Source organism: Streptomyces sp. NPDC017225 (genome assembly GCF_044331465.1).
Lineage (GTDB): Bacteria > Actinomycetota > Actinomycetes > Streptomycetales > Streptomycetaceae > Streptomyces.
This window is the reverse complement of record NZ_JBIRNE010000004.1, coordinates 296337-321504: the sequence shown is the minus strand read 5'-3', so window position 1 is coordinate 321504 and position 25168 is coordinate 296337. Positions and strand designations below refer to the sequence as shown.

General features: G+C 71.8%; 26 protein-coding genes. 13 read left to right on the top strand and 13 right to left on the bottom strand.

Annotation, left to right across the window (positions count from 1 at the left end; genetic code table 11):
* The first annotated feature begins 69 nt into the window (after positions 1-69).
* The 4 genes from ACH4NX_RS12170 (at position 70) to ACH4NX_RS12155 (ending at position 1982) form a co-directional block, all read left to right on the top strand.
* Positions 70-291, top strand: a complete 222-nt coding sequence (locus ACH4NX_RS12170; RefSeq protein WP_279559909.1) for a hypothetical protein — start codon at positions 70-72, stop codon at positions 289-291.
* Between the two features lie 206 nt (positions 292-497).
* On the top strand, positions 498-1139 hold the full coding sequence (locus ACH4NX_RS12165) for a TetR/AcrR family transcriptional regulator (protein ID WP_279559910.1): 642 nt from the start codon (positions 498-500) through the stop codon (positions 1137-1139).
* A 167-nt stretch (positions 1140-1306) separates the two neighbouring features.
* Positions 1307-1534 (top strand): DUF3107 domain-containing protein, encoded by a 228-nt coding sequence (locus tag ACH4NX_RS12160; RefSeq protein WP_279559911.1) that lies wholly within the window; start codon positions 1307-1309, stop codon positions 1532-1534.
* Between the two features lie 178 nt (positions 1535-1712).
* Positions 1713-1982, top strand: a complete 270-nt coding sequence (locus ACH4NX_RS12155) for a hypothetical protein (protein ID WP_351390652.1) — start codon at positions 1713-1715, stop codon at positions 1980-1982.
* 179 nt (positions 1983-2161) lie between these two features.
* On the opposite strand, the gene ACH4NX_RS12150 is transcribed toward ACH4NX_RS12155, so the two are convergent.
* Entirely contained in the window at positions 2162-2944 is a 783-nt protein-coding gene (locus ACH4NX_RS12150; protein WP_398127839.1) for a ferritin-like domain-containing protein, read from the bottom strand.
* A 504-nt stretch (positions 2945-3448) separates the two neighbouring features.
* Between ACH4NX_RS12150 and ACH4NX_RS12145 the strand changes: the two genes are divergently transcribed.
* Together ACH4NX_RS12145 and ACH4NX_RS12140 are read left to right on the top strand one after the other, a co-directional pair.
* Positions 3449-6202 (top strand): DEAD/DEAH box helicase, encoded by a 2754-nt coding sequence (locus tag ACH4NX_RS12145; protein ID WP_398127840.1) that lies wholly within the window; start codon positions 3449-3451, stop codon positions 6200-6202.
* A 126-nt stretch (positions 6203-6328) separates the two neighbouring features.
* Positions 6329-7225, top strand: coding sequence for an alpha/beta hydrolase (locus tag ACH4NX_RS12140; RefSeq protein WP_351390660.1), 897 nt, complete (start codon positions 6329-6331; stop codon positions 7223-7225).
* 43 nt (positions 7226-7268) lie between these two features.
* On the opposite strand, the gene ACH4NX_RS12135 is transcribed toward ACH4NX_RS12140, so the two are convergent.
* Positions 7269-8174, bottom strand: coding sequence for an NYN domain-containing protein (locus ACH4NX_RS12135; protein WP_351390726.1), 906 nt, complete (start codon positions 8172-8174; stop codon positions 7269-7271).
* 259 nt (positions 8175-8433) lie between these two features.
* Here ACH4NX_RS12135 and ACH4NX_RS12130 point away from each other — a divergent pair, with 259 nt between their 5' ends.
* Positions 8434-8586: a hypothetical protein gene (locus tag ACH4NX_RS12130; RefSeq protein WP_007444413.1), complete on the top strand. Its 153-nt coding sequence runs from the start codon at positions 8434-8436 to the stop codon at positions 8584-8586.
* 94 nt (positions 8587-8680) lie between these two features.
* Here ACH4NX_RS12130 and ACH4NX_RS12125 read toward each other — a convergent pair whose 3' ends face one another.
* The 4 genes from ACH4NX_RS12125 to ACH4NX_RS12110 form a co-directional block, all read right to left on the bottom strand.
* Positions 8681-9286, bottom strand: a complete 606-nt coding sequence (locus ACH4NX_RS12125; RefSeq protein ID WP_279559916.1) for a MarC family protein — start codon at positions 9284-9286, stop codon at positions 8681-8683.
* A 60-nt stretch (positions 9287-9346) separates the two neighbouring features.
* A complete protein-coding gene (locus ACH4NX_RS12120) occupies positions 9347-10204 on the bottom strand; it encodes a PHP domain-containing protein (RefSeq protein ID WP_398127841.1) in 858 nt (285 codons plus the stop codon).
* Between the two features lie 228 nt (positions 10205-10432).
* Positions 10433-11074: a DUF6758 family protein gene (locus tag ACH4NX_RS12115; RefSeq protein WP_351390667.1), complete on the bottom strand. Its 642-nt coding sequence runs from the start codon at positions 11072-11074 to the stop codon at positions 10433-10435.
* A 145-nt stretch (positions 11075-11219) separates the two neighbouring features.
* Positions 11220-11816: a suppressor of fused domain protein gene (locus ACH4NX_RS12110; RefSeq protein WP_351390670.1), complete on the bottom strand. Its 597-nt coding sequence runs from the start codon at positions 11814-11816 to the stop codon at positions 11220-11222.
* A 584-nt stretch (positions 11817-12400) separates the two neighbouring features.
* On the opposite strand from ACH4NX_RS12110, the gene ACH4NX_RS12105 reads away from it, so the two are divergent.
* Both ACH4NX_RS12105 and ACH4NX_RS12100 read left to right on the top strand, forming a co-directional pair.
* Positions 12401-13516 carry a magnesium and cobalt transport protein CorA gene (locus tag ACH4NX_RS12105; protein ID WP_351390673.1) on the top strand — a complete coding sequence of 372 codons (1116 nt, stop codon included), beginning with the start codon at positions 12401-12403 and terminating at the stop codon, positions 13514-13516.
* Between the two features lie 33 nt (positions 13517-13549).
* Entirely contained in the window at positions 13550-14065 is a 516-nt protein-coding gene (locus ACH4NX_RS12100) for a hypothetical protein (RefSeq protein ID WP_398127842.1), read from the top strand.
* A gap of 15 nt (positions 14066-14080) precedes the next feature.
* Here ACH4NX_RS12100 and ACH4NX_RS12095 read toward each other — a convergent pair whose 3' ends face one another.
* Positions 14081-14821, bottom strand: a complete 741-nt coding sequence (locus ACH4NX_RS12095) for a hypothetical protein (RefSeq protein ID WP_351390679.1) — start codon at positions 14819-14821, stop codon at positions 14081-14083.
* Positions 14822-15116: 295 nt separating this feature from the next.
* Between ACH4NX_RS12095 and ACH4NX_RS12090 the strand changes: the two genes are divergently transcribed.
* The 3 genes from ACH4NX_RS12090 to ACH4NX_RS12080 are packed head-to-tail and all read left to right on the top strand — an operon-like array spanning position 15117 to position 18176.
* On the top strand, positions 15117-16409 hold the full coding sequence (locus ACH4NX_RS12090) for a magnesium transporter MgtE N-terminal domain-containing protein (protein ID WP_351390682.1): 1293 nt from the start codon (positions 15117-15119) through the stop codon (positions 16407-16409).
* Complete coding sequence (locus tag ACH4NX_RS12085; protein WP_351390684.1) at positions 16399-16998, top strand: DUF1003 domain-containing protein; 600 nt, start codon at positions 16399-16401, stop codon at positions 16996-16998. The genes ACH4NX_RS12090 and ACH4NX_RS12085 overlap by 11 nt, the downstream gene beginning before the upstream one ends.
* Before the next feature lie 44 nt (positions 16999-17042).
* Entirely contained in the window at positions 17043-18176 is a 1134-nt protein-coding gene (locus ACH4NX_RS12080) for an Mrp/NBP35 family ATP-binding protein (protein WP_351390687.1), read from the top strand.
* Between the two features lie 100 nt (positions 18177-18276).
* Here the strand turns inward: ACH4NX_RS12080 and ACH4NX_RS12075 are convergent, their stop codons facing one another.
* From ACH4NX_RS12075 to sigE, 5 genes are all read right to left on the bottom strand, one after another.
* Positions 18277-18948 (bottom strand): hypothetical protein, encoded by a 672-nt coding sequence (locus tag ACH4NX_RS12075; RefSeq protein ID WP_351390689.1) that lies wholly within the window; start codon positions 18946-18948, stop codon positions 18277-18279.
* A 270-nt stretch (positions 18949-19218) separates the two neighbouring features.
* Positions 19219-19689 (bottom strand): sec-independent translocase, encoded by a 471-nt coding sequence (locus ACH4NX_RS12070; protein ID WP_351390692.1) that lies wholly within the window; start codon positions 19687-19689, stop codon positions 19219-19221.
* Between the two features lie 149 nt (positions 19690-19838).
* On the bottom strand, positions 19839-21935 hold the full coding sequence (locus tag ACH4NX_RS12065) for a trypsin-like peptidase domain-containing protein (RefSeq protein WP_398127843.1): 2097 nt from the start codon (positions 21933-21935) through the stop codon (positions 19839-19841).
* A 94-nt stretch (positions 21936-22029) separates the two neighbouring features.
* Positions 22030-23022, bottom strand: coding sequence for a zf-HC2 domain-containing protein (locus ACH4NX_RS12060; protein WP_351396513.1), 993 nt, complete (start codon positions 23020-23022; stop codon positions 22030-22032).
* Positions 23019-23690, bottom strand: coding sequence for an RNA polymerase sigma factor SigE (sigE, locus tag ACH4NX_RS12055; RefSeq protein WP_351396511.1), 672 nt, complete (start codon positions 23688-23690; stop codon positions 23019-23021). The genes ACH4NX_RS12060 and sigE overlap by 4 nt, the downstream gene beginning before the upstream one ends.
* A 285-nt stretch (positions 23691-23975) precedes the next feature.
* Here sigE and ACH4NX_RS12050 point away from each other — a divergent pair, with 285 nt between their 5' ends.
* Positions 23976-24674 carry an O-methyltransferase gene (locus ACH4NX_RS12050; RefSeq protein WP_351396531.1) on the top strand — a complete coding sequence of 233 codons (699 nt, stop codon included), beginning with the start codon at positions 23976-23978 and terminating at the stop codon, positions 24672-24674.
* Between the two features lie 154 nt (positions 24675-24828).
* Here the strand turns inward: ACH4NX_RS12050 and ACH4NX_RS12045 are convergent, their stop codons facing one another.
* On the bottom strand, positions 24829-24996 hold the full coding sequence (locus ACH4NX_RS12045; RefSeq protein ID WP_003966491.1) for a DUF3117 domain-containing protein: 168 nt from the start codon (positions 24994-24996) through the stop codon (positions 24829-24831).
* Positions 24997-25168: the final 172 nt, after the last annotated feature.

The following is a 25168-nucleotide window of genomic DNA, read 5'->3' as shown; positions in this document are numbered from 1 at the left end:
GGCTCGTGGAGTGGGCACCCGCGTGTGGCCCCTGCATCTTCAGGGACGTTCGTAGGAAGGGAGCCCAGCATGACCGTCGACCCGACCGACCCCGAGACCTTCGACGACGAGGCCCAGGAACCGGAGGAATTCGACGTCGAGGCACCCGCCGCCGACGCCGCCGAGCAGCAGGCGGACATCGCGCCGGAGCGCGACGATCCGCTGACCGGCATCGAACCGGACCGCGCCAACGAGGCCGACCTGGCGGAACAGGCCCGGGTCGTCTCGCACGACGAGGACGACTACCGCTGAGACGCGGCACCAGGAGGCGCCGGAAAGCTCGCCGAGCAGAAGGGAGGCCGATTCCTGCCCGGCCTGAACCCTTTTGAAACCTGTTGTGCGGCTTTCGCCACCGTCCGGTCCGTGAAATTCTGCGCTCGCAGCGCACACACCACGGTTACCGAAAAGTACGATGGCGACGCGGCGCACACCGCACGAGGACGAACATGGGAGGCGGCGTGACAGCCATCGAGCAGACAGAGGCGGTACGCCCGCGGGGCACACGCCTTCCCCGCCGAGCCCGACGCAACCAGTTGCTGGGAGCCGCACAGGAAGTGTTCGTGGCCCAGGGCTACCACGCGGCCGCGATGGACGACATCGCCGAACGCGCCGGCGTGAGCAAGCCGGTGCTCTACCAGCACTTCCCGGGCAAGCTCGACCTCTACCTCGCCCTGCTGGACCAGCACTGCGAGTCCCTGATCCAGTCCGTACGCAGCGCACTCGCGTCGACGACCGACAACAAGCAGCGCGTCCGCGCGACGATGGACGCCTACTTCGCCTACGTCGAGGACGACGGTGGCGCCTTCCGCCTGGTCTTCGAGTCGGACCTGACCAACGAGCCCGCCGTACGCCAGCGGGTCGACAAGGTCACGAACGAGTGCGCCGAGGCGATCTGCGACGTCATCGCCGAGGACACCGGCCTCTCGCGCGCCGAGTCGATGCTGCTGGCCTCCGGCCTGGGCGGCCTCGCCCAGGTGGTGGCCCGCTCCTGGCTGCACAGCGACCGCAGCGTGCCGCGCGACCAGGCGGTCCAGTTGCTCACCTCCCTGGCCTGGCGGGGCATCGCCGGCTTCCCGCTGCACGGCAGCGAGCAGCACTGACCGTCACGGTGTGCCGGGGCTGCGGCGGGCGGGCGGCGGCTCCGTTCCGTCGGCTGTTCGCTCCTGGCGTGCCCCGGCGCAGCGTGTACGTCCCCTCACCGGGCTAATGTGTGCTGGGTACGGCGCGGAAGATCGCGCACTTCACTGACCGTCGGAGGGACATAGCCGTGGAGGTCAAGATCGGCGTGCAGCACGCGCCCCGCGAGATCGTTCTGGAGAGCGGTCAGAGTGCCGAGGAGGTCGAGCGTGTGGTGGCCGAGGCGCTCGCCGGCAAGTCGGCGCTGCTGAGTCTCGTGGACGAACACGGCCGCAAGGTCCTGGTGCCGGCCGACCGGCTCGCCTACGTCGAGATCGGCGAACCCGCCCCGCGCAAGGTGGGCTTCGGCGCGCTGTAGCAGGCGACGGACGAAGACCGGGAGGGGCCCGGCGGCGACCAGCCGCCGGGCCCCTCCCGTCCTCCCGTTCACACTCGGAGCACAGTTCACCCACAGTGGGAGGGTTGTATTCCGCAGGTCAGGGGTATGACGGCTGTGACCGTTTCGGGCAGGCCGGCCGTGTGGGAGGGACCCCGACATGCTCTTGGAAGTGCTCAGCGCCGCGATCCTGGGCCTTGCCCTGGCATGGGCCGCCGCCCACCGACTGCCGCACCGTCTTCCGGCCCGTGTCCTGGTCCTGCCGACGGGGATCGCCGGGGCGCTCTTCGGGGCGTTCGTCACACACACCGCGCTGGGCGCCGGCGGTCTCCTGCTGGTCCTCCTGGGCTCGGCTGCCCTCTCCGCGGCCTCACTGTCGCTGCTGCTGCGCCCCGCGGGAAGACTCCGTGGCCGATCGGCGACCGCCTGAGCGGCCGCCGCGCCCGGTGGCGCCCACGCCCGAGATGGGCGTGGCGATCGAAGCGTGGTGGCGACGTGAACGTGGGACGGACCGCGTCGTGACACGGATCGCGTCGTCAGACAAGACCGCGTCGTCAGACTGAACCGCCTCGTGGGACAGGACCGTTCACGGCTCGCCCCTGACCGCGATCAGGCCGCCAGCCCCAGCGCCGCCATCCGCTTGGTGTGCGCCTCGGTGATCCGGGAGAACATCCTGCCGACCTCGGCGAGGTCGAAGCCGTCCGCCACACCGCCCACCAGCATCGTCGACAGCGCGTCCCGGTCGGCCACCACCCGCTGGGACTGCGAGAGCGCCTCCCCCATCAACCGCCGCGCCCACAAAGCGAGCCGCCCGCCCACACGCGGGTCCGCGTCGATCGCCGCACGTACCTTCTCCACGGCGAATCCGGCGTGCCCGGTGTCGTCGAGCACGGCCAGCACCAGCTCGCGGGTGTCTGCGTCGAGGCGGGCCGCGACCTCGCGGTAGAAGTCACTGGCGATGGAGTCGCCGACGTAGGCCTTGACGAGCCCCTCCAGCCAGTCGGAGGGGTCCGTCTGCTTGTGGAAGCCGTCGTAGGCGGCCACGAACGGCTCCATCGCCTCCGTCGGCTCCTCACCGATCTCGGAGAGCCGGTCGCGCAGCCGCTCGAAGTGGTGGAACTCCGCGGACGCCATCTTCGCCAGCTCCGCCTTGTCCCCGAGGGTGGGCGCCAGCTTGGCGTCCTCCGCGAGCCGCTCGAACGCCGCCAGCTCGCCGTACGCGAGCGCGCCGAGCAGGTCCACGACCGCGGCGCGGTACTGCGGGTCGGCCGCTGCCGACGCCCAGTCCCGGTCGGCGACCACAGCGGCTCCAGTGGTTTCGTTGGCTCCGGTGGCTCCGGTGGTTTCGGCGGGGGCGTCTGCGGCGTGGCCAGGCTTGTCCGAGCTCGTCATGCAGCGCACAATAGCCCGCCCGTCGCCTGCCGAAAGGTGTCCGGTCGGCCCTGGTCAGTCAGTGTGACGACGACTACGTGACCAAACCGGCCAACGCATGTGCGCGAATCCGGGGTATGGTGGTAATGCGCCTGCCGAGTATGTGACGTACGGGTACGTGACATCGTCGTCGGGCCGCACGCATGAGGATGCCCGGTCGGTGGCCCGATCGGCTCCGACCCGACAGCCCTCCCTGCCGTACGCCACACCGCGTACGGAATCCGGAGGGGGACCCTCAGTGGTACGAGCGCTGGAGCGTCGACAGAGGTCCCGTGTCCTACGGCTCATTCCGTAAGGCAGCCGACGTCCCCGACACGGTCCGGCACGACCCGCGCGCTCGCCTCGCACCACGTACACAGAAGAGGCAGCACCCTGACTACGACGTTTCGATCCCTCGGGATCCTCCCCGAGACCGCCGAAGCCCTTGAGGCCGTCGGCATCATCACTCCCTTCCCCATCCAGGAGATGACACTCCCCGTGGCCCTGTCGGGCACGGACGTCATCGGCCAGGCCAAGACCGGCACCGGCAAGACGCTGGGCTTCGGCCTCCCGCTCCTCGAGCGCGTCACCGTCCCCGCCGACGTCGAGGCGGGCCGCGCCGCTCCCGAGGCCCTGACCGACGCCCCGCAGGCCCTCGTCGTCGTCCCGACGCGCGAGCTGTGCCAGCAGGTCACCAACGACCTCCTGACCGCCGGCAAGGTCCGCAACGTGCGCGTCCTGGCGATCTACGGCGGCCGGGCCTACGAGCCCCAGGTGGAGGCCCTGAAGAAGGGCGTCGACGTGATCGTCGGCACCCCGGGCCGCCTGCTGGACCTGGCGGGCCAGAAGAAGCTGAGCCTGAAGCACATCAAGAGCCTGGTCCTCGACGAGGCCGACGAGATGCTCGACCTGGGCTTCCTGCCCGACGTCGAGAAGATCATCAACATGCTCCCGGCCAGGCGCCAGACCATGCTGTTCTCGGCCACCATGCCGGGCGCGGTCATCGGGCTGGCCCGCCGTTACATGTCGCAGCCCACGCACATCAGCGCCACCTCGCCGGACGACGCGGGCGCGACGGTCGCGAACACGAAGCAGTTCATCTACCGCGCGCACAACATGGACAAGCCCGAGATGGTGTCGCGCATACTGCAGGCCGACGGCCGGGGACTGGTCATGGTCTTCTGCCGCACCAAGCGCACCGCGGCCGACCTGGCCGACCAGCTCAAGCAGCGCGGCTTCGCCTCCGGCGCGGTCCACGGCGACCTCGGCCAGGGCGCCCGCGAGCAGGCCCTGCGCGCCTTCCGCAACGGCAAGGTGGACGTGCTCGTCTGCACCGACGTCGCCGCCCGCGGCATCGACGTCGAAGGCGTGACGCACGTCATCAACTACCAGTCGCCGGAAGAGGAGAAGACGTACCTGCACCGCATCGGCCGCACCGGCCGCGCGGGCGCCAAGGGTACGGCGATCACGCTGGTCGACTGGGACGACATCCCGCGCTGGCAGCTCATCAACAAGGCGCTGGACCTGGGCTTCAGCGACCCGCCGGAGACGTACTCCACCTCTCCCCACCTGTACAGCGACCTCGGCATCCCCGCGGGCACCAAGGGTGTCCTGCCGCGCTCGGAGCGCACGCGCGCCGGGCTCGACGCGGAGGAGCTGGAGGACCTGGGCGAGCCGGGTGGCCGTGGCGGCCGCGCCCGTGGCGACCGGGACGGCCGTGGCGACCGGGACGGCCGTGGTGGCCGTGGTGGCCGGGACGAGTCCCGTTCCGCCGACCGCGAGCGTTCGTCCCGTACGACGCCGCGTCGCCGTCGCCGGATGCGCGGCGGAGCACCGGTGGACGCGGACGTCTCGGTGACCACCGCTCCCGAGGCCGTGACCGGCCCTGCGGACAGCGCCGCCGACATGGACACGGACGCCGCCAAGGGTCCTCGCACGCTGCGCCGCCGACGCCGTACGCGCAGCGGGGAGCCGTCGCGCCGACCGGTGACGGCCGCGGCGACGGACACCTCCGCGGAGCAGGCGGCGGACACCGCGCTCGCCGCGTCCGAGGTCGCGGAGGCTGCCGAGGTCACGGAGACCGCGGAGGCCCCTGCGAAGTCGCGTCGCCGCCGCACCCGCAAGGCGGCCGAGGCGTCGGCCACTCCGGTGGAGACCGCCGTGGAGACGGCCGTGGTGGCCGAGCCGGTGGCCGTCGAGACCCCGGTGACCGCCGAGGCACCGGTGGCCGAGGCCCCTGTGGAGAAGCCGCGCCGACGCACCCGTAAGGCGGCTCCGGCCGCCGAGACGGCGGTCGACACGGCCGAGGGAGCGACCGAGCCCGCGTCCGAGGCGACGGAGACGAAGCCGCGCCGCACCCGCAAGAAGGCCGCGACGACGTCGACCACGACGGACACCGCGGATACCGCGGACACTCCTGAGGCGAAGCCCCGCCGCACCCGCAAGGCCGCAGCCGTCGAGCCCGCGGAGCCGACCGAGACGGCCGAGACGGCCGTCCAGGCAGCGGAGGCCACCGAGGCCAAGCCCCGGCGCACCCGCAAGAAGGCCGCCACCAAGGCCGAAACCGCCGTCGACACCGCCGAAGGCACCGCCGAAGGCACGGAGACCAAGCCGCGCCGACGCACCCGCAAGGCCGCAGCCGCCGAGCCCGTCGAGGCCACCGAGGCCACCGCCGGCATCCCGGCCCAGGCCTCGAAGGAGCCGGAAGCGGTCGAGGCGAAGCCGCGCCGCACCCGGAAGACGGCCGCCGCGAAGGCGGAAGCCGCCGTCGACACGGCCGAGGCCGCAGAGGCCAAGCCGCGCCGACGCACCCGCAAGGCCACGGCCGCCGAGCCGGTGGAGCCGACCGAGACGGCCGAGACGGCCGTCCAGGCAGCGGAGGCCACCGAGGCCAAGCCCCGGCGCACCCGCAAGAAGGCCGCCACCAAGGCCGAAACCGCCGTCGACACCGCCGAAGGCACCGCCGAAGGCACGGAGACCAAGCCGCGCCGACGCACCCGCAAGGCCGCAGCCGCCGAGGCCACCGAGCCCGTCGAAGCCACCGCCGGCATCCCGGCCCAGGCCTCGAAGGAGACGGAGGCCGCACCGCGGCGCCGGACCCGTAAGGTCGCCGCGAAGACGGAAACCGCGGTCGAGGCACCCGCCGAGGCCACCGACACGGCCGAGGCGAAGCCGAAGGCGCGCCGCACCCGCAAGGCGGCCACGGCAGCCACGCGGTCCGCGGAGGCCGGCGAAAGCTGATCCACGCCGCTCACCCGACCGTCGGCCCGGTCCCGCACCCATGCGGGACCGGGCCGGCGGCGTCCCCATCCCCGGTTTCCCCGGCCTCCCCGGGCCGCTCACCGCACCGCCCGATAGCCTCTGCCCGTGAGCAGTAACGCCGCCTTCACCCCGCCTCCCGACGCCCGCGCGTACCGGCTGCGTACCGCGCGGGGTGAGTTCGCCGTCGTCGATTCGCCCGTGGCCGGTGGGCTCGGGGTGAAGGGGACGGTGCTGATGCTGCCCGGGTTCACGGGGAGCAAGGAGGACTTCACGCTGCTGCACGAGCCGCTCGGGGCACGTGGGTACCGTACGGTCGCCGTGGACGGGCGGGGTCAGTACGAGTCCGACGGGCCCGAGCACGACGAAGCCGGTTACGCGCAGACCGAGCTGGCCCGGGACGTGCTCGCGCAGGTTGCCGCCCTCGGGACCCGCGTGCATCTCGTCGGGCACTCCCTCGGTGGTCAGATCGCCCGTGCCGCCGTCCTGCTCGACCACGCCCCCTTCGTATCCCTCACGCTCATGTCCTCGGGCCCGGCGCGGATCTCCGTCTCCCAGCAGCAGCGCGTGAAGCTGCTCCGGGACGCGCTCGACACCATGACGATGGCCGAGGTCTGGGGCGTGATCCAGGCCATGGGACCGCCCGAGGAGGTCGGCGCCCCGGCACCCGGCCGCGGCCCGGACGACCCGGAACGGCTGCGCAACCGCTGGCTTGGCACCCGGTCCGCGCAACTCCTCGCCACGGGGCGCCAGTTGTGTACCGAGCCGGACCGCGTCGCCGAGCTCGCCGCCGTACCACTGCCGTTCCACGTGCTGTCGGGCGCCTACGACGACACGTGGCCCGTACCCCTCCTGGACGAGATGGCCGTACGGCTGGAAGCCCGCCGGACCGTGATCGAGGGGGCCGAGCACTCTCCCAACACCGACCAGCCGCTGCCGACCGCGCGCGCCCTCGCCGACTTCTGGGACGACCTTCATGCACGGCGACGGCCGCGCACCCCCTGACCGACGGCCGGGGCACCCTCACCAGCGGCCTCGCGCGCCCCGGCTAGTACTGCGCCTGCAAGTGCTCCCAGAAGCCGTCCCGCAGTGCCCGGCGCAGGTCGGCCTGGCCACGCAGCGAGTACTGCAGCAGCCCCTCGGCCTCCACCAGCAGGTCCTGGTCCACCGAGCCGGGGAGGTAGGGGTGGCCAGGGAGCAGTTCGACCAGCGACTCGCGGCCCCGCGCCGCCAGCCACTTCGCGGCGATCTGGGCGCCGACGAAACGGACGTCCTCGCGGGGCGGCCTGGTCACGCCCATCGTGTCGAAGGCGTGGGCCGTGCGCCGGGAGACGTACGGCTTGAAGAAGTCCAGGTCGAAGGTGCGCTGACTGTCGACCTCCCAGAGCAGCGGGTCGGCCTGGTTGCGGCCCTCGGGGGCTTCGATGCCCCACAGGTGGACGCGGGCCCCGTACCCCTGGGCGGCCTCGACCGCCGACACCAGGTCCTCGTCGCCGCCGAGCAGGGCCGCGTCGCTGATGGCACGGTGGCGGGCGAGGGATTCCAGGTCGGAGCGGATCAGTGAGTCGACGCCCTTCTGCTGGTTGTTGGCGTTGAGGTTGCCCAGGCGGACCTTGACGTCGGGCAGTTCGGCGATGGACTGCTGTTCGGCGGTGTGGATGCGGCGCCGGGCACCGTCGTACCAGTAGACGCGCAGCAGGCGGCTGTCCGCGAAGATGGTGCGCGCCTTGTCGATGAGCGCCTCGATCAGCCCCTCGGCGTCCAGGTCGAAGGCCCGGCGGTCCTCGGTCCCGGCCACCAGACGTCCCGCCGCCGCGTAGAGGTACCCGGCGTCCACGAAGATCGCGTGGGTGGAGGGTGTCTTGGCCACCTCGGCGAGCATGCGCTGCAGCAGCTCGTTGGTGCGATCGATACGGGCGTCCAGGGACGTGAGGTCGTCGTTCATCGGCTCCATTGTCCCGGCGGTCACGCTGCGAACACAACCGGTCCCGGTCAGTCTTGTGGCGGACACTCGTCGCACACTCATCGCGTGCGCGTCGACCCCGGGATCAGGCGGCTTACCAGTCAGTAATTAGCAGTCCGAAAAATTTCCTTAGCGTAGGGAATGTTTGCAGCATGCAGCCCGTTGACTCCTACGGAAGCCCGGGCACCGACGACCCAGGAGCCACACCAGTAGTTCTCCTCAGGAGGATGACCAGATCAAGGGAGAGGCCATGCGCTTTGAAGTCATGCGACTCGACGACGTCGACGGAACCCCCGTCGACACGACCGTTGTGGACGCTGCCTCCGTGAACCGCATCGTTCAGCAGGCCGCCGCCATCGGGCAGCGCCTGTGGATCCGCCCCGCCGACACCTCGGCCTTGTAGCGCGGAAGCTCCGCAGATCATCTGCACACACATCCAGGGCCCCCGCACGGAACACCGTGCGGGGGCCCTGTGCGTACCCGGAGCCGGCCGACGCTCACGCGCCCTGGATCACCTGGGTGACACCGTTGATGATCTGCTGCACGGCGATCGCGGAGAGCATCATGCCGGCGAGGCGGGTCACCAGGACCACGCCGCCGTCCTTGATGACGCGGATGATCAGCAGCGAGTACCGCATCACCAGCCACAGCACCACGTGGATCGCGAGGATCGCCGCCCACACCGACAGCTGTGTGGTCGCGCTGTCGGCCTTCTGCACGGCCAGGATGACCGACACGATCGCCCCGGGCCCGGCGAGCAGCGGCATGCCCAGCGGTACGAGCGCGACGTTGACGTCCTTGGTCTGCTTCGGCTCGTCGGTCTTGCCGGTGAGCAGGTCGAGCGCGATCAGCAGGAGCAGCAGCCCGCCCGCGATCATCAGCGCGGGCACGGACACGTGCAGGTAGTCCAGGATCTGGTGCCCGAGCAGCCCGAACACCGTGATCACACCACCGGCGACACAGACGGCCTGGAAGGCCATCCGCTTCTGCACCTTGGCGGGCCGGCCGGAGGTCAGCGCGAGGAAGATCGGGGTGATCCCGGGGGGATCCATGATGACAAAAAGGGTCAGGAAGAGAGAGCCGAAGACGGCGACGTCGAACATGGGTGAGTTACTGGCCTTGCGGGAGAGGGGGAAGGTGGTGGGCGTGCGCGGGGACGGGACTCAGATCCCGCCGGCCCCCGGCACGGGGAACGCCCCGAACGCCCGCCGCGTGATCTCCCCGTACACCTCGGGGTCCGTCGTGTACTCGCCGAGTACGCAGGTCTTCCGGCTGCCGTGGTAGTCGCTGGAGCCGGTCACCAGGAGCCCCAGTTCCCTCGCCGTCCCGCGCAGTCGTGCCCGCGCCTCCGCGTCGTGGTCCATGTGGTCGACCTCGATGCCGTCGAGCCCGGCGTCGGCCAGCTCCGCGATCGCGGTCTCGGGCACCGTACGGCCCCGCTTGACGGCGGCCGGGTGCGCGAACACGGCGACTCCGCCCGCGCCCTTGATCAGCCGGAGCGCTTCGAAGGGGTCGGTCTCGTGCTTCTCCACGAAGGCCCGGCCGCCGTCGGCCAGCCAGTCCTGGGTGAAGGCGTCGCCCACGGTGGGCACGACGCCGAGTTCCACGAGCGCGGAGGCCACGTGCGGCCGCCCGACCGAGCCGTCACCGGCGATCCGCTCGACCTGCTCCCAGGTGACGGGGACGTCGAGCGCGTTGAGCTTGGCGACCATGGCCCGGGCCCGCGGCACCCGGTCGTCCCGGACCAGCTCGCGCTCGGCGAGCAGGGCGGGCTCCTCGGGGTCGAAGAGGTAGGCCAGCATGTGCATGCTGACGCCGTCGAGGCGGCAGGAGAGTTCGGCGCCGGTGACGAGGGTGAGCCCCTCGGGCAGCGCGGCGACGGCCTCGGCATGTCCGCGGGTGGTGTCGTGGTCGGTCAGCGCGACGACGTCCAGCCCGGCCGTGGCGGCCTTGCGCACCAGCTGGGCCGGGGTGTCCGTGCCGTCGGACGCGGTGGAGTGGGTGTGCAGATCGATACGCACGACGCTGACTCCAAGCGGTGACGGGACGGAGGGGGACGCTCAAGGATAACCGGAACTCCCCCCGCCACTGTCACACCCGCAGCGCCCCCGCACCCCCTACGCCCCCACTACAACCTCAGCCCCACGACACCCCCAGCTCCCGCTACAACCCCAGCCCCACGACACCCACCGGCCCCGCCACAAGCCCCCACCCCCCGCCCCGCAGCACAGCGCAGTGCCCCGCAGCGCTCAAGGCTGGATCAAACGCGGCGACAGGGCCCCGCACGGCACCAGGTCCACCTCCGCGCCGGCGTCCCGCAGGTCGGTCAGCACCAGTTCCTCGTACATCAGCAGGCCCGAGCGCTCGGGCCACACGACGGCCCACAGCCACATGCCGAGGGCCTCCCCGGCGAAGACGGCGCGGTCGGCGGGGGCGCCGGAGACATGCCAGAGGGGGGTCGGGCGGCCGGCGGCCAGGACCTTCGCCTGGGGCGGTTTCTCGACGTTCATGTACGGCCCGGGGTCCGGGGCGTCGATGCCCGCGTACCGCGCCCCGAGACCGACCCCCAGCTCCTCGGCGACCAGGATCAGCTCACCGACGCCGCCGAGGGGGCCGGGTCCGGAGCAGGCCACGGCGGTCGCCCGGCCGCCGCTGCGGTCGTCGCCCGCGCAGGTCACACCGGTGAACAGCCAGCCGACCGGCAGCGGCCACGGCATCCACACCGGAACCTGCGTCCGGTGCACCACGACACCGAGCGCCTCGACGCTGGGCGGGAGCGCCGGTTGCAGCGGATGCACCGTGCCGTGCAGGTCGCACTGCCAGGAATCGGCGAAGAGACCGGGAGCCCTGACCCGGCCACCACATTTCGGGCAACTGGGTTCGCCCCTCATAGGGTCCCACGGTCCTACCCTCACTCCCCCACGTCAAGGACGATCACCCATCCGGGCGGGGTGACCGAGAGCCCACTGCCGACCCCGTTGACCGCCCAACCGACGGCCCCACCGACGGACGTACCCCTGATTCCGGTGAGTCCCGTCACTCCAGCGGCACGGATCTGCGCGCCGGATCGCGCAGGTCCGTCCCGTGCGTCAGCCAGCGCTCCTGAAGGGCCTCCGCGCCGTGCACCCGCTTCCAGGCGGCCTCGTTCGCCGTCATCGGCAGCAGCGGCAGGAACCGTACGGGATCCAGCGGGGCGTCCAGCTCCAGGTCCTCGACCAGGCCGCCCGGCTCGGCCACCAGGACCGACGTGAACGGCGCCCCGGGCCACAGTGCCTCGCCCACGTCCAGGGAGGCACCGGGCGCCACGACCACGCCCTCGACCTGCGGGGACGCGGCCAGCACAGCGAGCGGACGGAGCACCTTGTCGGTGTCGGCGAGACCGGCCCGGACGGAGAGGACCAGCTCGGCACGAGGGCCCTCGACGGGGTCGGCGAGCACGGCCGTGGGGTCCGCCATGGGCTGCGCCGCCATGCCCAGGGTGGCGTAGCGGACGATGTCGCCCTGCTGGCCGCCGGCGGGGAAGCGCAGCACCTCGATACGGTCGGTGCCGAGGAAGGTGACCGCCGCGCGCGCGTCCGGCTCGCCCAGCGCGCTGCGCAACCGGGCTTCGACCAGAGGAAGAACATCAGCCATGCGGCGAGCATAGAACTCGTCGGGAAGTGGCAAAGCGGCGCCTTGACACGTTGGGTGACTGGTACTCTGGGCCAGCGGTTTCGGGGCAGCATGCAGAAGCATCGCGATCAAGACCCCGACGCCTTGAAGACTCCCCTACGGGGAGGCCCTCCAAACAGAGGGAATGGATCGTCCCTCACGAGGGACCGGCCGGAGGAGGTGGGGCTGGCATGGACCGAAGTCGACCGTGCAGTACCACCCGCTCTTCCGGCCGCTGATGCGGCTGCTCCGGCTTCTCGCCCCTGCCGCCTCCCATCACCCGCGCACCTTCACGCGGAAGAGCACTTCCTCTCGTTTTGCCTGATCCGGCCGATCGGTTCGTCGAATCCGTCATTTCTGTCGGCTCCGTCGGTTTCCGTCGGTTTATCGATTCATCGATGCATCGATCCGTATCAGCAGCTGAATCAGCAGCGAAGCCGGCCACCGCGACGGTGCGGTGCTCCCCGCTTTGTGGACGTGCGGACCCACGTACTCAGGACGTCCTCATTCCGGGTTGTGCCACCCGTCACCGGCGCCGTTCGCCGCCCGTCGCGAAGGAGCCTGCCATGTCGATGATCCGTGACCTGCGCGCCGCGGTCCGCCCGTCCCGCGTCTCTCTGCGCAAGGACAGCGGCGCCTACGACACCACCCGCGACCCGGCGACCGCCTCCGCCGTCGTCGACTGCGCCGTCTACCGGGACGGCACGCGCGTGGAGACGGAGACGCCGCTGAGCCCGCACCGGGCGATGCGCCAGGTGCGCCGCGACGGCGGGTTCGTGTGGATCGGCCTGCACGAGCCCACCGAGGACGAATTCGCCGGTATCGCCCGGGAGTTCGGGCTGCACCCGCTGGCCGTGGAGGACGCCGTCCAGGCCCACCAGCGGCCCAAGCTGGAGCGCTACGACGACTCCCTGTTCACGGTCTTCAAGACCATCCACTACGTCGACCACGACGAACTCACCGCCAACAGCGAGGTCGTCGAGACCGGCGAGGTCATGTGCTTCACCGGGCGGGACTTCTTCATCACCGTCCGGCACGGCGGGCAGGGCTCGCTGCGCGCGCTGCGGCACCGGCTGCAGGCGGACCCCGAACTGCTGCTCAAGGGCCCCTCGGCGGTGCTGCACGCCATCGCCGACCACGTCGTCGACGGCTACATCGCGGTCGCCGACGCGGTGCAGGACGACATCGACGAGGTCGAGACGGAGGTGTTCTCGCCGGGCCGCAAGGGGACGCCGCGCGGCACGGACGCCGGCCGGATCTACCAACTCAAGCGCGAGGTGCTGGAGTTCAAGCGGGCGGTGTCGCCGCTGCTGCGCCCCATGCAGTTGCTCAGCGAGCGGCCGATGCGGCTGATCGACCCGGAGATCCAGAAGTACTTCCGGGACGTCGCCGACCACGTGGCGCGGGTCCAGGAGCAGGTCGTCGGCTTCGACGAGCTGCTGAACTCCATCCTCCAGGCCAACCTCGCCCAGGCGTCCGTCGCGCAGAACGAGGACATGCGCAAGATCACCTCGTGGGCGGCGATCATCGCCGTACCGACGATGGTGTGCGGGGTGTACGGCATGAACTTCGACTACATGCCGGAGACGCACTGGAAGTTCGGCTACCCGCTGGTCCTGTCGATCACGGTCGGCCTCTGCCTGGGCATCCACCGCACCCTCAAGCGCAACGGCTGGCTCTGACCGGCATCCGACCGGCGTCGCTAGGCTGGCCGCATGACAAGCGAGCTGCTCGACCAGGCCCTCGTCGAGGAGGCCACCAAGAAGTCCGGCCTCGTCTGGGTCCGGGGGCCGGGAGTGCCCGCCCGCGCGCTGTGGCACGTCTGGCATGAGGGCGCGGCCTGTGTCGTCGGCGACGGTCCCGGCGAGCAGCCGCTGCCGGGGCTGGCCGACGGGGCCGCGGCCGAGGTGACGGTGCGCAGCAAGGACAAGGGGGGCCGGCTGGTCTCCTGGACCGCCCGGGTCGTGGAGCTGCCGTCCGGTTCCGAGGCCTGGCAGGCCGCGGTCGCCGACCTCAAGGGCAAGCGCCTGAACGCCCCGGACGGCGAGGCGATGACGGACCGCTGGGCCCGCGAGTGCCGGGTGCTGCGCCTGGAGCCGACGGGGGCCACGGCGCCGCTGCCCGACGGTTCGCTGGCCGAGGCACCGCTGCCGAGCCCGGCGACGACGCGCGATCCGGCCCCGGCGGGGCTGCCGCGCCTGCTGCTCAAGCGCCGGAAGGGGCGGCGGTAACGCCAGGAGCGCTTCCTAGGACGTCGGCAGCTGCTTGCCGTAGTCCAGGGTGTCGTCCTTCGCCGGCTCCTTGAGCGCGAAGTCCTTGTTCCAGTCCGAGAAGCTGAGCGTGCCCCCACTGCCCGCCCGTACCAGGCGCAGCGGGTACGGCGTGCCCTCCAGGGAGACGTCCAGCGAGCCGCCGGAGCCCTCGCCGCCGGTGATCCGGACGGTGCGCACGCCCGCCTGCTCGTGGCGGCCGTCCGTCTCCACCTTGCCGTGCAGGCTCAGCACGCCGCCGAGGAGGTCGTCCTTGTCCGTGAAGCCGCTGAACTTCTTGTACACGGGGTCGCTCTGCGGCACCTTGACGTACTTGTCGGCCAGCTTCTCGGCAGCCGCCACGTCACCGCCGTCGTGGCTCCAGAACCCGGCGTCGGCCTTGAGGAAGAGCTGCTCGCCGACGCGCAGCAGCCCGAACGTCGTCCCCTCGGCGGCGACCGAACCGGTGCCTCCGTCGGGCTTCAGCCGCATGTCGAGGGTGTAGGTGCTCCCGCCGGCGGCCACGGTCCCGTGCAGGCGTACCGCCCGGGCGGACTCGGCGACCGTGCGGGTCTTGGCGTGGATCTTGTCGGCCGGGAGCTTCCCGACGCCGTTGGTGCCCGCGTCCGGATCCTCCTTGCCACTGCATCCCGTCAGCCCCGCTCCCGTCACCGCCAGGGCGCACACCGCGCCCATCAGAGCGGCCCTGCGGATTCGGCGCCGGGGAGTCACAGACACAGGTGGGACTGCCTTTCTGACAGGGACTGACAGTGGTCGCCAGGGAGTTGGCACAGAACTGGCGAGGAGCCGACGAGGAGCCGACGAGAGGCCGGCAGTGGTCCAAGCGGCGTACCGCAGCGTACCGGGGCCCCGGACGGCGAACGGAGCCAGTCCGTCCGGACCGGCCACCAGGGCGGAGCTCTTCGGGACGGGCTAGCCTGAAGCCCGTCCGAGCGGGCAATTCGGAAAAGAGACACCGTACGAATCAGCTCTCACGCACTCTGACGCACGCATACGAAAAGGAGCCGCGGCCATGGCAGCGGGCGCCCCCCGGATCTTCGTCTCCCACCTCTCCGGCATCGCCGTCTTCGACCCGACCGGCGACCAGGTCGGACGGGTACGCGATCTGGTCGTCATGCTCCGCGTCGCCCGCAAGCCCCCACGCGTGCTCGGTCTCGTCGTCGAACTCACCACCCGCCGCCGTATCTTCCTGCCCATGACCCGGGTCACCGGCGTCGAGTCCGGCCAGGTCATCACCACCGGCGTGCTCAACGTCCGGCGCTTCGAGCAGCGGCCCACCGAACGCCTCGTCTTCGGCGAGCTGCTCGACCGGCGGGTCACCCTCACCGAGACCGGCGAGGAGGTCACCGTCCTGGACCTGTCGGTGCAGCAACTGCCCGCCCGCCGGGACTGGGAGATCGACAAGGTCTTCGTCCGCAAGGGGAAGAAGGGCGGTGCCTTCCGCCGCAACAAGGGCGAGACGCTGACCGTCGAGTTCTCCGGCGTCACCGGTTTCTCCGTGGAGGAGCAGGGGCAGGGCGCCGAGAACCTCCTCGCCACCTTCGAGCAGCTGCGCCCCGCCGACCTCGCCAACGTCCTGCACCATCTGTCCGCCAAGCGCCGCGCCGAGGTCGCCGCCGCCCTCGACGACGACCGCCTGGCCGACGTACTGGAGGAGCTGCCGGAGGACGACCAGATCGAGATCCTCGGCAAGCTCGAGGAGGAGCGCGCCGCGGACGTGCTGGAGGCCATGGACCCCGACGACGCCGCCGACCTGCTCGGCGAGCTGCCCGAGGAGGACAAGGAGCGGCTGCTGAGCCTGATGAAGCCGGACGACGCGGCCGACATGCGGCGCCTGATGGCGTACGAGGAGCACACGGCCGGCGGTCTGATGACGACCGAGCCGATCGTGCTGCGGCCCGACGCGACCGTCGCGGACGCCCTGGCCCGCATCCGCAACCCCGACCTGTCCCCGGCGCACGCCGCGCAGGTCTACGTCTGCCGGCCGCCCGAGGAGACCCCGACCGGCAAGTACCTGGGCACGGTCCACTTCCAGCGCCTGCTGCGCGACCCCCCGTACACGCTGGTCGGCTCGATCATCGACGACGACCTGCAACCCCTGGAGCCGGACGCCGCGCTGCCCGTGGTCGCCGGGTTCTTCGCCACGTACGACATGGTCGCGGCGCCGGTCGTCGACGATTCCGGATCACTGCTGGGCGCGATCACCGTGGACGACGTACTGGACCACATGCTGCCCGACGACTGGCGGGAGACCGAGTACCACCTCGAGGAGACGACGGGGGAGGTGGGCGCCGATGGCGCCTGAGCGCGAGACGACGACCCGTGAGCGGGCCGCCTCGGGAGCCACGGCGGCCTCCCGCGCCCGGGCCCGTCTGGACCAGCCGCGCCCGCCCCGGCGCCGCTTCCTGCCCGAGTGGGACCCGGAGTCCTTCGGCCGGCTGTCGGAGCGCGTCGCCCGCTTCCTGGGCACCGGACGGTTCATCGTCTGGATGACCTTCGTCATCATCCTCTGGGTGGTGTGGAACGTGTCCGCGCCGAGCAGCCTGCGCTTCGACGAGTACCCGTTCATCTTCCTGACGCTGATGCTCTCGCTCCAGGCCTCCTACGCGGCCCCGCTGATCCTGCTCGCGCAGAACCGGCAGGACGACCGGGACCGGGTCAACCTGGAACAGGACCGCAAGCAGAACGAGCGGTCGATCGCCGACACCGAGTACCTGACCCGCGAGATCGCCGCCCTGCGTATCGGCCTGGGCGAGGTCGCGACGCGGGACTGGATCCGCTCCGAACTGCAGGACGTGATCAAGGACCTGGAGGAGCGGCACGACGGCCACCACCCCGATCGCGGGGTATTCCCGGCAGAACGGTCCGCGGGGCGTGACGTACACGACCGATGACGGGGCTTTCCGCGCCGGGTGGGCGGCGCCGTACCATCGACCCTATGGCTACGGAAGACGCGGTGCGTGAAGCACTGGCGACGGTGAACGACCCCGAGATCAACCGGCCCATCACCGAGCTGGGGATGGTCAAGTCGGTGGAGATCGGCGCGGACGGAGCGGTCGCGGTCGCCGTGTACCTGACGGTCTCCGGATGTCCCATGCGGGACACCATCACGCAGCGCGTGACGGACGCGGTCTCCCAGGTCGAGGGTGTCACGCGGGTCGACGTCGAGCTGGACGTGATGAGCGACGAGCAGCGCAAGGAACTGGCGAACGCCCTGCGCGGCGGCCAGACCGAGCGCGAGGTGCCCTTCGCCAAGCCCGGCAGTCTGACCCGGGTGTACGCGGTCGCCTCCGGCAAGGGCGGCGTCGGCAAGTCCTCGGTGACGGTGAACCTGGCGGCGTCGATGGCGGCGGACGGCCTGAAGGTCGGTGTCGTCGACGCCGACATCTACGGCCACTCCGTGCCGCGCATGCTGGGCGCCGACGGGCGGCCCACCCAGGTCGAGAACATGATCATGCCGCCCTCGGCCAACGGGGTGAAGGTCATCTCGATCGGCATGTTCACCCCGGGCAACGCGCCGGTCGTCTGGCGCGGCCCGATGCTGCACCGCGCGCTCCAGCAGTTCCTGGCGGACGTGTACTGGGGCGACCTGGACGTCCTGCTGCTCGACCTGCCGCCCGGCACCGGTGACATCGCGATCTCCGTCGCGCAGCTCGTCCCGAACGCCGAGATCCTGGTCGTGACGACCCCTCAGCAGGCCGCCGCCGAGGTGGCGGAGCGGGCGGGCGCCATCGCCGTGCAGACCCACCAGAAGATCGTCGGCGTGGTCGAGAACATGTCCGGGCTGCCCTGCCCGCACTGCGGCGAGATGGTCGACGTCTTCGGCACCGGTGGCGGCCAGTCGGTCGCCGACGGCCTGACCCGCACCACGGGCGCGTCGGTCCCGGTCCTCGGCTCCATCCCGATCGACGTCCGCCTGCGCGAGGGCGGCGACGAGGGCAAGCCCGTCGTCCTGTCCGACCCGGACTCCCCGGCGGGCGCGGCACTGCGCTCGATCGCGGGGAAGCTGGGCGGGCGCCAGCGGGGCCTTTCGGGGCTGTCGCTGGGGATCACCCCGAAGAACAAGTTCTGACGTACTCCGCCGTCGCCCGTACGGGGCTGGGGGCGCTGTCCGCCGGGACGGCGCCCCTTGTCGTACGCCTGCGGCAGTCGTACGCGTGCCCGCCTGTCTGTCAGGCGTACGCGGCGATGTCCTTGACCACGGAGAAGGCCAGCCCGTAGGCGCTCATACCCCTGCCGTAGGCCCCCAGGTGGACGCCCCGCTCGGTGGAACCGGCGAGCACCCAGCCGAACTCGGACTCCCGGTAGTGGAAGGGCGTCGCCACCCCGTCCACGGGCAGGGACAGCGACGTCCAGTCCTCGCCGTCGAGGTCGTCCGCGAGGACCCACGCGGTCTCCGTCTGCTGCTCCAGCCAGTCGTCGCGCAGCGAGTGGTCCATCTGGCCGGGCCAGGTGAAGGACAGCAGCCCCACACCGGCCAGCCAGGCGGCCGAGGAGACCGAGGTGGCCTCCAGCAGGCCCGTGCCGTCGGCGCTCCGCCGGTCGGGGTTGGCCGCGACGGTCACGACGACCGCGAACTTCTCCTTGGCGTCCTGCTCGTCGCCCGCCACGTGCTCGTTGCGCACGGACGGTTCGTCACCGTGCCCGATCGAACCGTGCTCCACGGCCCCGTCGGCCGCCGTACCGACCTGCATCAGCCAGCGCCGCCCCGTGAAGGCCTCGTCGAGGCCGTACCAAGGGAAGGGCGCGCTCAGGTAGCCGTCGATCATGCGCCGGGCGGAGGGGACCTGTTGTCCGTCCTCCGCGGCCGGCGCCTGCGCGACCGCGCCACTTGTCGTCTCCATGTACCCGGACGCCTCCTCGCTCTCGTCGGACCGGAACGGCCCGCCCCCCTTCGGGCGCACTCGTCCGGTCCGCACAACAACTCGGGCAGCATAGCCACACCACAGGCGGCAGCCGGGAACCCGCCGGGCGCGTGGGTCGCGCGGACGTCGCCTTGGGGCCTCGTGCGCTCCGTCCGGAGTGTGAGACGCGTCACGTAAGGCGGCGGAGTCGCCTCTCGTGGCGTGCACGGAGCCGGCTCTCGTGGGGTGCGACGGCGCGTGGGGCCGGGCTCAGGTGGCGTCCGCGTCGAACGGCGGACGGTCGTCGAGGGCGGGAGCCGCGGGCTTCTTGGTCATGTCGATCCGGCCGCCGGCGGAGCCGGACGAGGACGCGGCGGACGAACCGGAGGAGGACGAGGAATCGGACGACGACTCCGACTCGCGGCCGTGCACCGCGTCGGTGACCTCGGCCATCTCCTTCTTCAGGTCGAAGCCGTTGCGGATCTCCTTGAGCCCCAGCTCGTCGTTGTCCAGCTGCTTGCGGATGAACGTCTTGGGGTTGAGGTCCTCGAACTCGAAGTCCTTGAACTCGGGGCCCAGCTCCTGCCGGATGTCCTGCTTGGCGCTGTCGGAGAACTCGCGGATCTTCCGGATGGTGCGCGTCACGTCCTGGATGACCTTGGGGAGCTTGTCCGGACCGAAGACGAGCACGGCGAGGACGACGAGCGTCACCAGCTCTAGTGCGCCTATGTCATTGAACACCTGAAGCTCCTTGGGATGTCCGGGCCGCCACCACGGTACCCGCCGATCCCGTCCGACCGGTACCGTCCCGTGAGCCCCGAGTGCGTGTATGCGGGCGCTTTCCGAAGTGTTTGCCTTCCTGGCCCCTTGCCGGGACCCGCGCGGCCCGTTCAGCCTCCGTCGGAGGAACCGAGTACCAGCGAGACCTTCGTCTCCTTGCCGTCGCGTTCCAGCGTCAGCTCCAGGCGGTCGCCGGGGCGGTGGGCACGGATCTTGACGATGAGTTCCTCGCCGGAGTGCACGCGCTGGCCGTCCACGGCGGTGATCACGTCCCCCGGCTCGATGCCGGCCTCGGCGCCGGGGCCGCCCGAGCTGACCGCGGGCCCGCCGTCGCTGCCCTTGGCGCCGACGCGGGCGCCGTCCCCGGCGTAGTTCATGTCGAGGGTGATGCCGATGACCGGGTGGGTGGCCTTGCCCGTGTTGATCAGTTCCTCGGCGACACGCTTGCCCTGGTTGATGGGGATGGCGAAGCCGAGCCCTATGGAGCCGGCCTGGCCGCCGTCCGACTCGGTGCCGCCGCCGGCGGACCGGATGGCGGAGTTGATGCCGATGGCCCGGCCACGGGCGTCCAGGAGGGGACCGCCGGAGTTGCCGGGGTTGATCGGCGCGTCGGTCTGCAGCGCGTCGACGTACGAGATGTCGCTGCCGTCGCCCTCCTCGCCGCCCGCCGTGATGGGCCGCTCCTTGGCGCTGATGATGCCGGAGGTGACCGTGCCCGCCAGGTCGAAGGGGGCGCCGATGGCGACGACGGGGTCGCCGACCCGGACGTTCTCGGAGTTGCCGAGGGGCATGGGGGTGAGACCGCTGACGCCTTTCACCTTCACCACGGCGAGGTCGTACCCGCTGTCGCGGCCGACGAGCGTGGCCTCGGCGGTGTCGCCGCTGTTGAAGGTCACGGTTATCCCGCCGCCGGACGCACCGGGCTCCACGACGTGGTTGTTGGTCAGGATGTGGCCGCGGTCGTCGAGTACGAAGCCGGTACCGGTGCCCGCGGCGTCGCCGCCGCTCACGTGCAGGGTCACCACGCTCGGCAGCGCCCGGGCGGCGATCCCGGCGACGCTGTCCGGAGCCCGCTCCGCCGCCTCCTTCCCGGCCTGCGGCAGCTCCACCGTGCCCACGCCGCCGTTGCGCTCCAGATACGCGCCCGTGGCGCCGCCGACGCCGCCGGAGACCAGGGCGATCAGCACCGCACCGCCGACCACCGCCTTCCTGGCCCGCCTACGTCGCTGCACCGGCGTCTGGGCGACCGTGCCGCTGTGCTGGAGAGGCGCGGCGGGGGCCTGGGCGGCCCAGGGGTCGTAGCGCCCCCAGGGGTCGGCGCCCGGTCCTGCGCTGCCCGGACCGGGGGACGCCGACGCCTCCGACGCGGGAGTCGCCGGTGTCATCGGCGTGACCGGCATGACCGGCGGGGCGGGAGGCGCCGCCGCTGCCGTGGTGGCGTGGGCCGGCGGGGCGGGGGGCGGGGCATCCGCCAACGCCGGATCGGGCACCGCACCCGGCGGCGGAGCCTGCGACGGCACCACGGGCACCACAGGCGCGCCGGGGGCGCGAGGCGCCGCCGGCGCGACCGTGCCGTGCGCCGGTGTCGCCGTCGGATGCTGCACCGGCGGCGCGGGAGCCCAGGGCCCCGGCTCGCCGTACGGAGGCGTGCTGTAGGGGTCGGGATCGTGCAGCGGCTTGCCGCGCTCGGCGACGGGCGCCGCGGTCAGGGCGGCATCGGCGCCGTGCCGATCGGCGCCCACGCCCGGGTACGGACCCGCGTCGGCGCCCACGCCCGCGTTCAGGCCCGGATCCGCGCCCCCAGCCGTGTGGAGACCCGCGTCGGCGCCCGCGCAGGTGTCCGAGGCGGCGTCCGCGTACGGGCCCGCGCCGGTACCCGCGCCCGCGTGGGGAAGGGCATCGGCGGCGCCGCCCGCGGGTTCGCCGGGGGCGGTGGTTCCGCCCGCGGGTTCGCCGGGGGCGGTGGTTCCGCCGCCGTCCGTGGGCCGGTCCCTCTCGGACGCCGGCCCGTCCAGCTCGTAGTCCCCTTCGTCGGCCACGCGGGCCGCCGCCGGGCGTTCCAGCTCGAAATCGCCCGCGTCGCCCCCGTCGGCCACGTCGCCGGCGGCCGTGCGGGGGCGTTCCAGTTCGAAGTCGCCGTCGGTCGCGTCTTCGGGCGAGCGGGGACGACTCCACCACTTCGCCTTCGTGGGCTTCCCCTCGTTCATGTTCTCCCCCGCAGCTGGCCGCAGATCGTCGGCTCCAAGGGCTCTGTCGCCCCCCGGATTCAATCAGGTTCGCGGGCCGGTGCGCAGATCCCGGTCAGGGAACCGGACGGTGGGGGGAGGCGTGGGAAGCCGCGGGAGAGGGGGACGGGCCCGGGTCGGGGACGGGCGCGGCGAGCAGGCCGGGCGGCCTGACCTCTGCGGCCGTCGACCAGGAGGTCAGCGAGAGCGGCGGAACCGCTTCCAGCGGACGTATCAGCGGGGACATGGCGGCGGCACCGGCCATCACCGGAGCGGTCAGCGCGCGCACGGCCTGCTGTCGGGGATCGGCGCCCGAGGGGGCGGGTACTCCGGGCAGCAGCGGCGCGGACATGGCCGTGGGCGCGACGGGGGTGTCTCCGAGCGCCCGCTGTCCCTGGCCCTGCCCGAGCAGCGGACCGCCCGAGCGGCGGCGCTGGCTCTCGGCGCTCGTGGCCGCTCCCGCGCCCTGGGTGCGCGTCGGCGTCACGTTGCTGCCGCTGCCGGAGCCGCGCGCCTCCGTGGTGGTGTCCGGGGTGCCGACGGTGACACCGCCCAGGGCGATCGCGGCCAGCGACACCGCTCCGGCGGCGGCGCAGGCGAACCGCAGGCCGCGAGTGGAGGACCGCTCCGGCTCGTGCCGGCTCACGTCGTGGATGCGGAAGCCGCGCCCCTGCGAGGCCGGCGCCGGCACGGGTGAGTGCGGCCGGGCGGGAACGTAGCCGAACTCGAACCGTTCGCCGCGCTTGCTTCCGAAGACGCCGTCGAGGCCACCGGCGAACCCTCCGGCGTCCAGCGGCGAGCCGCCGCCGTCCGTGTCGCCTCCCCCGGGAAGCCCCTGGAGGCGGGCCAGGAAGCTCTCGGACGGGGCCGGAGGGGCCGCTGCGGCGAAGACGTTCTTCAGCCGGCGCTGCGCGTCGACCTCCGCCTTGCACTTCAGGCAGGTGGCCACGTGCGCCAGTACGCGCTCGCGCGCGTCATGACCGAGCTCGCCGTCCACCAAGGCGGAGAGTCGGTCTCCCAGATGCTGCTCTGCGAGGTGTCCCTCGGATTCAGGCCGTGACCCACTCACGCGCTCGTGCCCCCTCCTCCCAGTGCGGGAACACGGGCCGCGAACGAGCGACGCTCGGCACGCGCCTTGGGAGAACGGTGCGCGAGTGCCTTGCGCAGCTGGGAGCGACCGCGGTGGATCCGGGAGCGGACGGTGCCGAGCTTGACGCCGAGGGTCGCGGCGATCTCCTCGTACGACAGCCCCTCGATGTCGCACAGGACGACGGCGGCGCGGAACTCGGGCGCGAGCGTGTCGAGGGCCTGCTGGACGTCCGCGTCGAAGTGGGCGTCGTGGAAGACCTGCTGCGGGTTGGGCTCCTTGCTGGGCAGCCGCTCGGCCGCGTCGTCGCCGAGCGCGTCGAAGCGGATGCGCTGCTTGCGGCGGACCATGTCCAGGAAGAGGTTGGTGGTGATGCGGTGCAGCCAGCCCTCGAAGGTGCCCGGCGTGTACGTCGACAGCGACCGGAAGACTCGGACGAAGACCTCCTGTGTGAGGTCCTCGGCGTCGTGCTGGTTGCCGGTGAGGCGGTAGGCGAGACGGTAGACCCGGCCGCTGTGGGTGCTGACGATCTCCTCCCAGGTGGGCGGAGTCCACGCCTGCCCGTCCGCGTCGCTGGAGAAGGTCGCGGTCTGGGCGTGTCCCGTGCTGGGACTGTTGGAGTGGCTGTGGTCAGCAGCGGTGTCGTTCACGGATTTCGGCCTGCCTGCCGATCCGAGGAAGCGCCGCAGCACTCCTCCCCGATCCGCGGGTGCGGCCGCACCTCCCCTGTCGGCTCTGGTGGTGTCCAGTGGAGCCCCTACCATAGCCACCTCGCCCGTTAGCTCCGGATAAGCGGTTTTACGAGAATTTGATCTGGGCCGGCACGGCCCGTCCGGCCGCGTCAGCACTTGCCCGGCGCTCTGACCCATCCGTCGCCCCCGTCCCGGCCCGGCCGCTCAGTCGTCTCTTTGCTCTCCCCTTGAACGACTGGTCCCATCTGCGGGTTCCCGACGCCAACGGATACAGTCACGCCGAGGCAACGACGGGGACAGGAGAGGGTCATTACCGGCAACCGGCAGACGAGCTGGGCGTTCGCCGACGCCTATGTCGCCGAGGACGACGCGCTGCTCTGGGCACGCGACCGGGCTCGCGAGGCGGGCCTGCGCTCGGTGACCCCGGGCACGGGCTCCGCGCTGGGGTTGCTCGCCGCCGCCGTGGACGCCAAGGCGGTCGCGGAGATCGGCACCGGCTGCGGCGTCTCCGGGATCCATCTCCTGCAGGGCATGCGGCCGGACGGGGTACTGACCACGGTCGATCCGGAGCCGGAGCACCAGCAGTTCGCCCGGCAGGCCTTCCGCGCCGCGGGCTTCGCCAGCAACCGGGCCCGCTTCATTCCGGGACGGGCCCTGGATGTGCTGCCCCGGCTCGCGGACGCCGGTTACGACCTCGTCTTCTGTGACGGGGACCGTCTGGAGTACCTGGACTATCTCGACGAATCGTTGCGCCTGCTGCGTCCCGGAGGTCTCGTCGCCTTCGAAGGCGTCTTCGGCGGCGGCCGGACGATCGACTCCGGACCGCAGCCCACCGAGGTGCTGCGGCTGCGGGAACTCCTGCGTGCGGTGCGGGAGAGCCAGGAGCTGGTGCCGTCACTGCTGCCGGTGGGCGACGGACTGCTGTGCGCCGTCAAGCGGTGAGGCGGGCGCCAGGTCGGTGAAGCCGTGGAGCAGGCCCGCGGGCCCGGGAGCACGCACACGGGCACGCGCACGCGCACCGCGAAGAAGTGGAAGACAATCGCCCCGGCACCATGTGCGGTACCGGGGCGACTGAACGGGTATGGCCGCTCGCGCGTCAGCCGACGACCTTCTTGAGGGCGTCGCCGAGCGCGTCGGCCTCGTCGGGGGTCAGCTCGACGACGAGTCGACCGCCGCCTTCGAGCGGAACGCGCATGACGATGCCCCGCCCCTCCTTTGTCACCTCGAGCGGGCCATCGCCCGTCCGCGGCTTCATGGCCGCCATGCTCGTTCCCCTTCCTGATACCAGCTCACCGTCACCGCCGACGGCCCGTGAGGGCACGCGCAGTCCGGCATGGACGCGCGACACCGGCATCGAACACATTGCTTCCCAGCCATTATCCCGCATCCCAGGACCCGATGACCAACATCGGTCGGCATCGCTTGGGCAACGCGCG

Coding starts and splice junctions, on each gene's coding strand:
- ACH4NX_RS12115 (WP_351390667.1), bottom strand. CDS start 11,074: ATGAGGGGCGAACCCAGTTGCCCGAAATGTGGTGGCCGGGTCAGGGCT.
- ACH4NX_RS12125 (WP_279559916.1), bottom strand. CDS start 9,286: ATGTTCGACGTCGCCGTCTTCGGCTCTCTCTTCCTGACCCTTTTTGTC.
- ACH4NX_RS12065 (WP_398127843.1), bottom strand. CDS start 21,935: ATGAACGAGGGGAAGCCCACGAAGGCGAAGTGGTGGAGTCGTCCCCGC.
- ACH4NX_RS12155 (WP_351390652.1), top strand. CDS start 1,713: ATGCTCTTGGAAGTGCTCAGCGCCGCGATCCTGGGCCTTGCCCTGGCA.
- ACH4NX_RS12130 (WP_007444413.1), top strand. CDS start 8,434: ATGCGCTTTGAAGTCATGCGACTCGACGACGTCGACGGAACCCCCGTC.
- ACH4NX_RS12110 (WP_351390670.1), bottom strand. CDS start 11,816: ATGGCTGATGTTCTTCCTCTGGTCGAAGCCCGGTTGCGCAGCGCGCTG.
- ACH4NX_RS12170 (WP_279559909.1), top strand. CDS start 70: ATGACCGTCGACCCGACCGACCCCGAGACCTTCGACGACGAGGCCCAG.
- ACH4NX_RS12090 (WP_351390682.1), top strand. CDS start 15,117: ATGGCAGCGGGCGCCCCCCGGATCTTCGTCTCCCACCTCTCCGGCATC.
- ACH4NX_RS12045 (WP_003966491.1), bottom strand. CDS start 24,996: ATGGCGGCCATGAAGCCGCGGACGGGCGATGGCCCGCTCGAGGTGACA.
- ACH4NX_RS12075 (WP_351390689.1), bottom strand. CDS start 18,948: ATGGAGACGACAAGTGGCGCGGTCGCGCAGGCGCCGGCCGCGGAGGAC.
- ACH4NX_RS12080 (WP_351390687.1), top strand. CDS start 17,043: ATGGCTACGGAAGACGCGGTGCGTGAAGCACTGGCGACGGTGAACGAC.
- ACH4NX_RS12145 (WP_398127840.1), top strand. CDS start 3,449: ATGACACTCCCCGTGGCCCTGTCGGGCACGGACGTCATCGGCCAGGCC.
- ACH4NX_RS12135 (WP_351390726.1), bottom strand. CDS start 8,174: ATGGAGCCGATGAACGACGACCTCACGTCCCTGGACGCCCGTATCGAT.
- ACH4NX_RS12150 (WP_398127839.1), bottom strand. CDS start 2,944: ATGACGAGCTCGGACAAGCCTGGCCACGCCGCAGACGCCCCCGCCGAA.
- ACH4NX_RS12100 (WP_398127842.1), top strand. CDS start 13,550: ATGACAAGCGAGCTGCTCGACCAGGCCCTCGTCGAGGAGGCCACCAAG.
- ACH4NX_RS12105 (WP_351390673.1), top strand. CDS start 12,401: ATGTCGATGATCCGTGACCTGCGCGCCGCGGTCCGCCCGTCCCGCGTC.
- ACH4NX_RS12085 (WP_351390684.1), top strand. CDS start 16,399: ATGGCGCCTGAGCGCGAGACGACGACCCGTGAGCGGGCCGCCTCGGGA.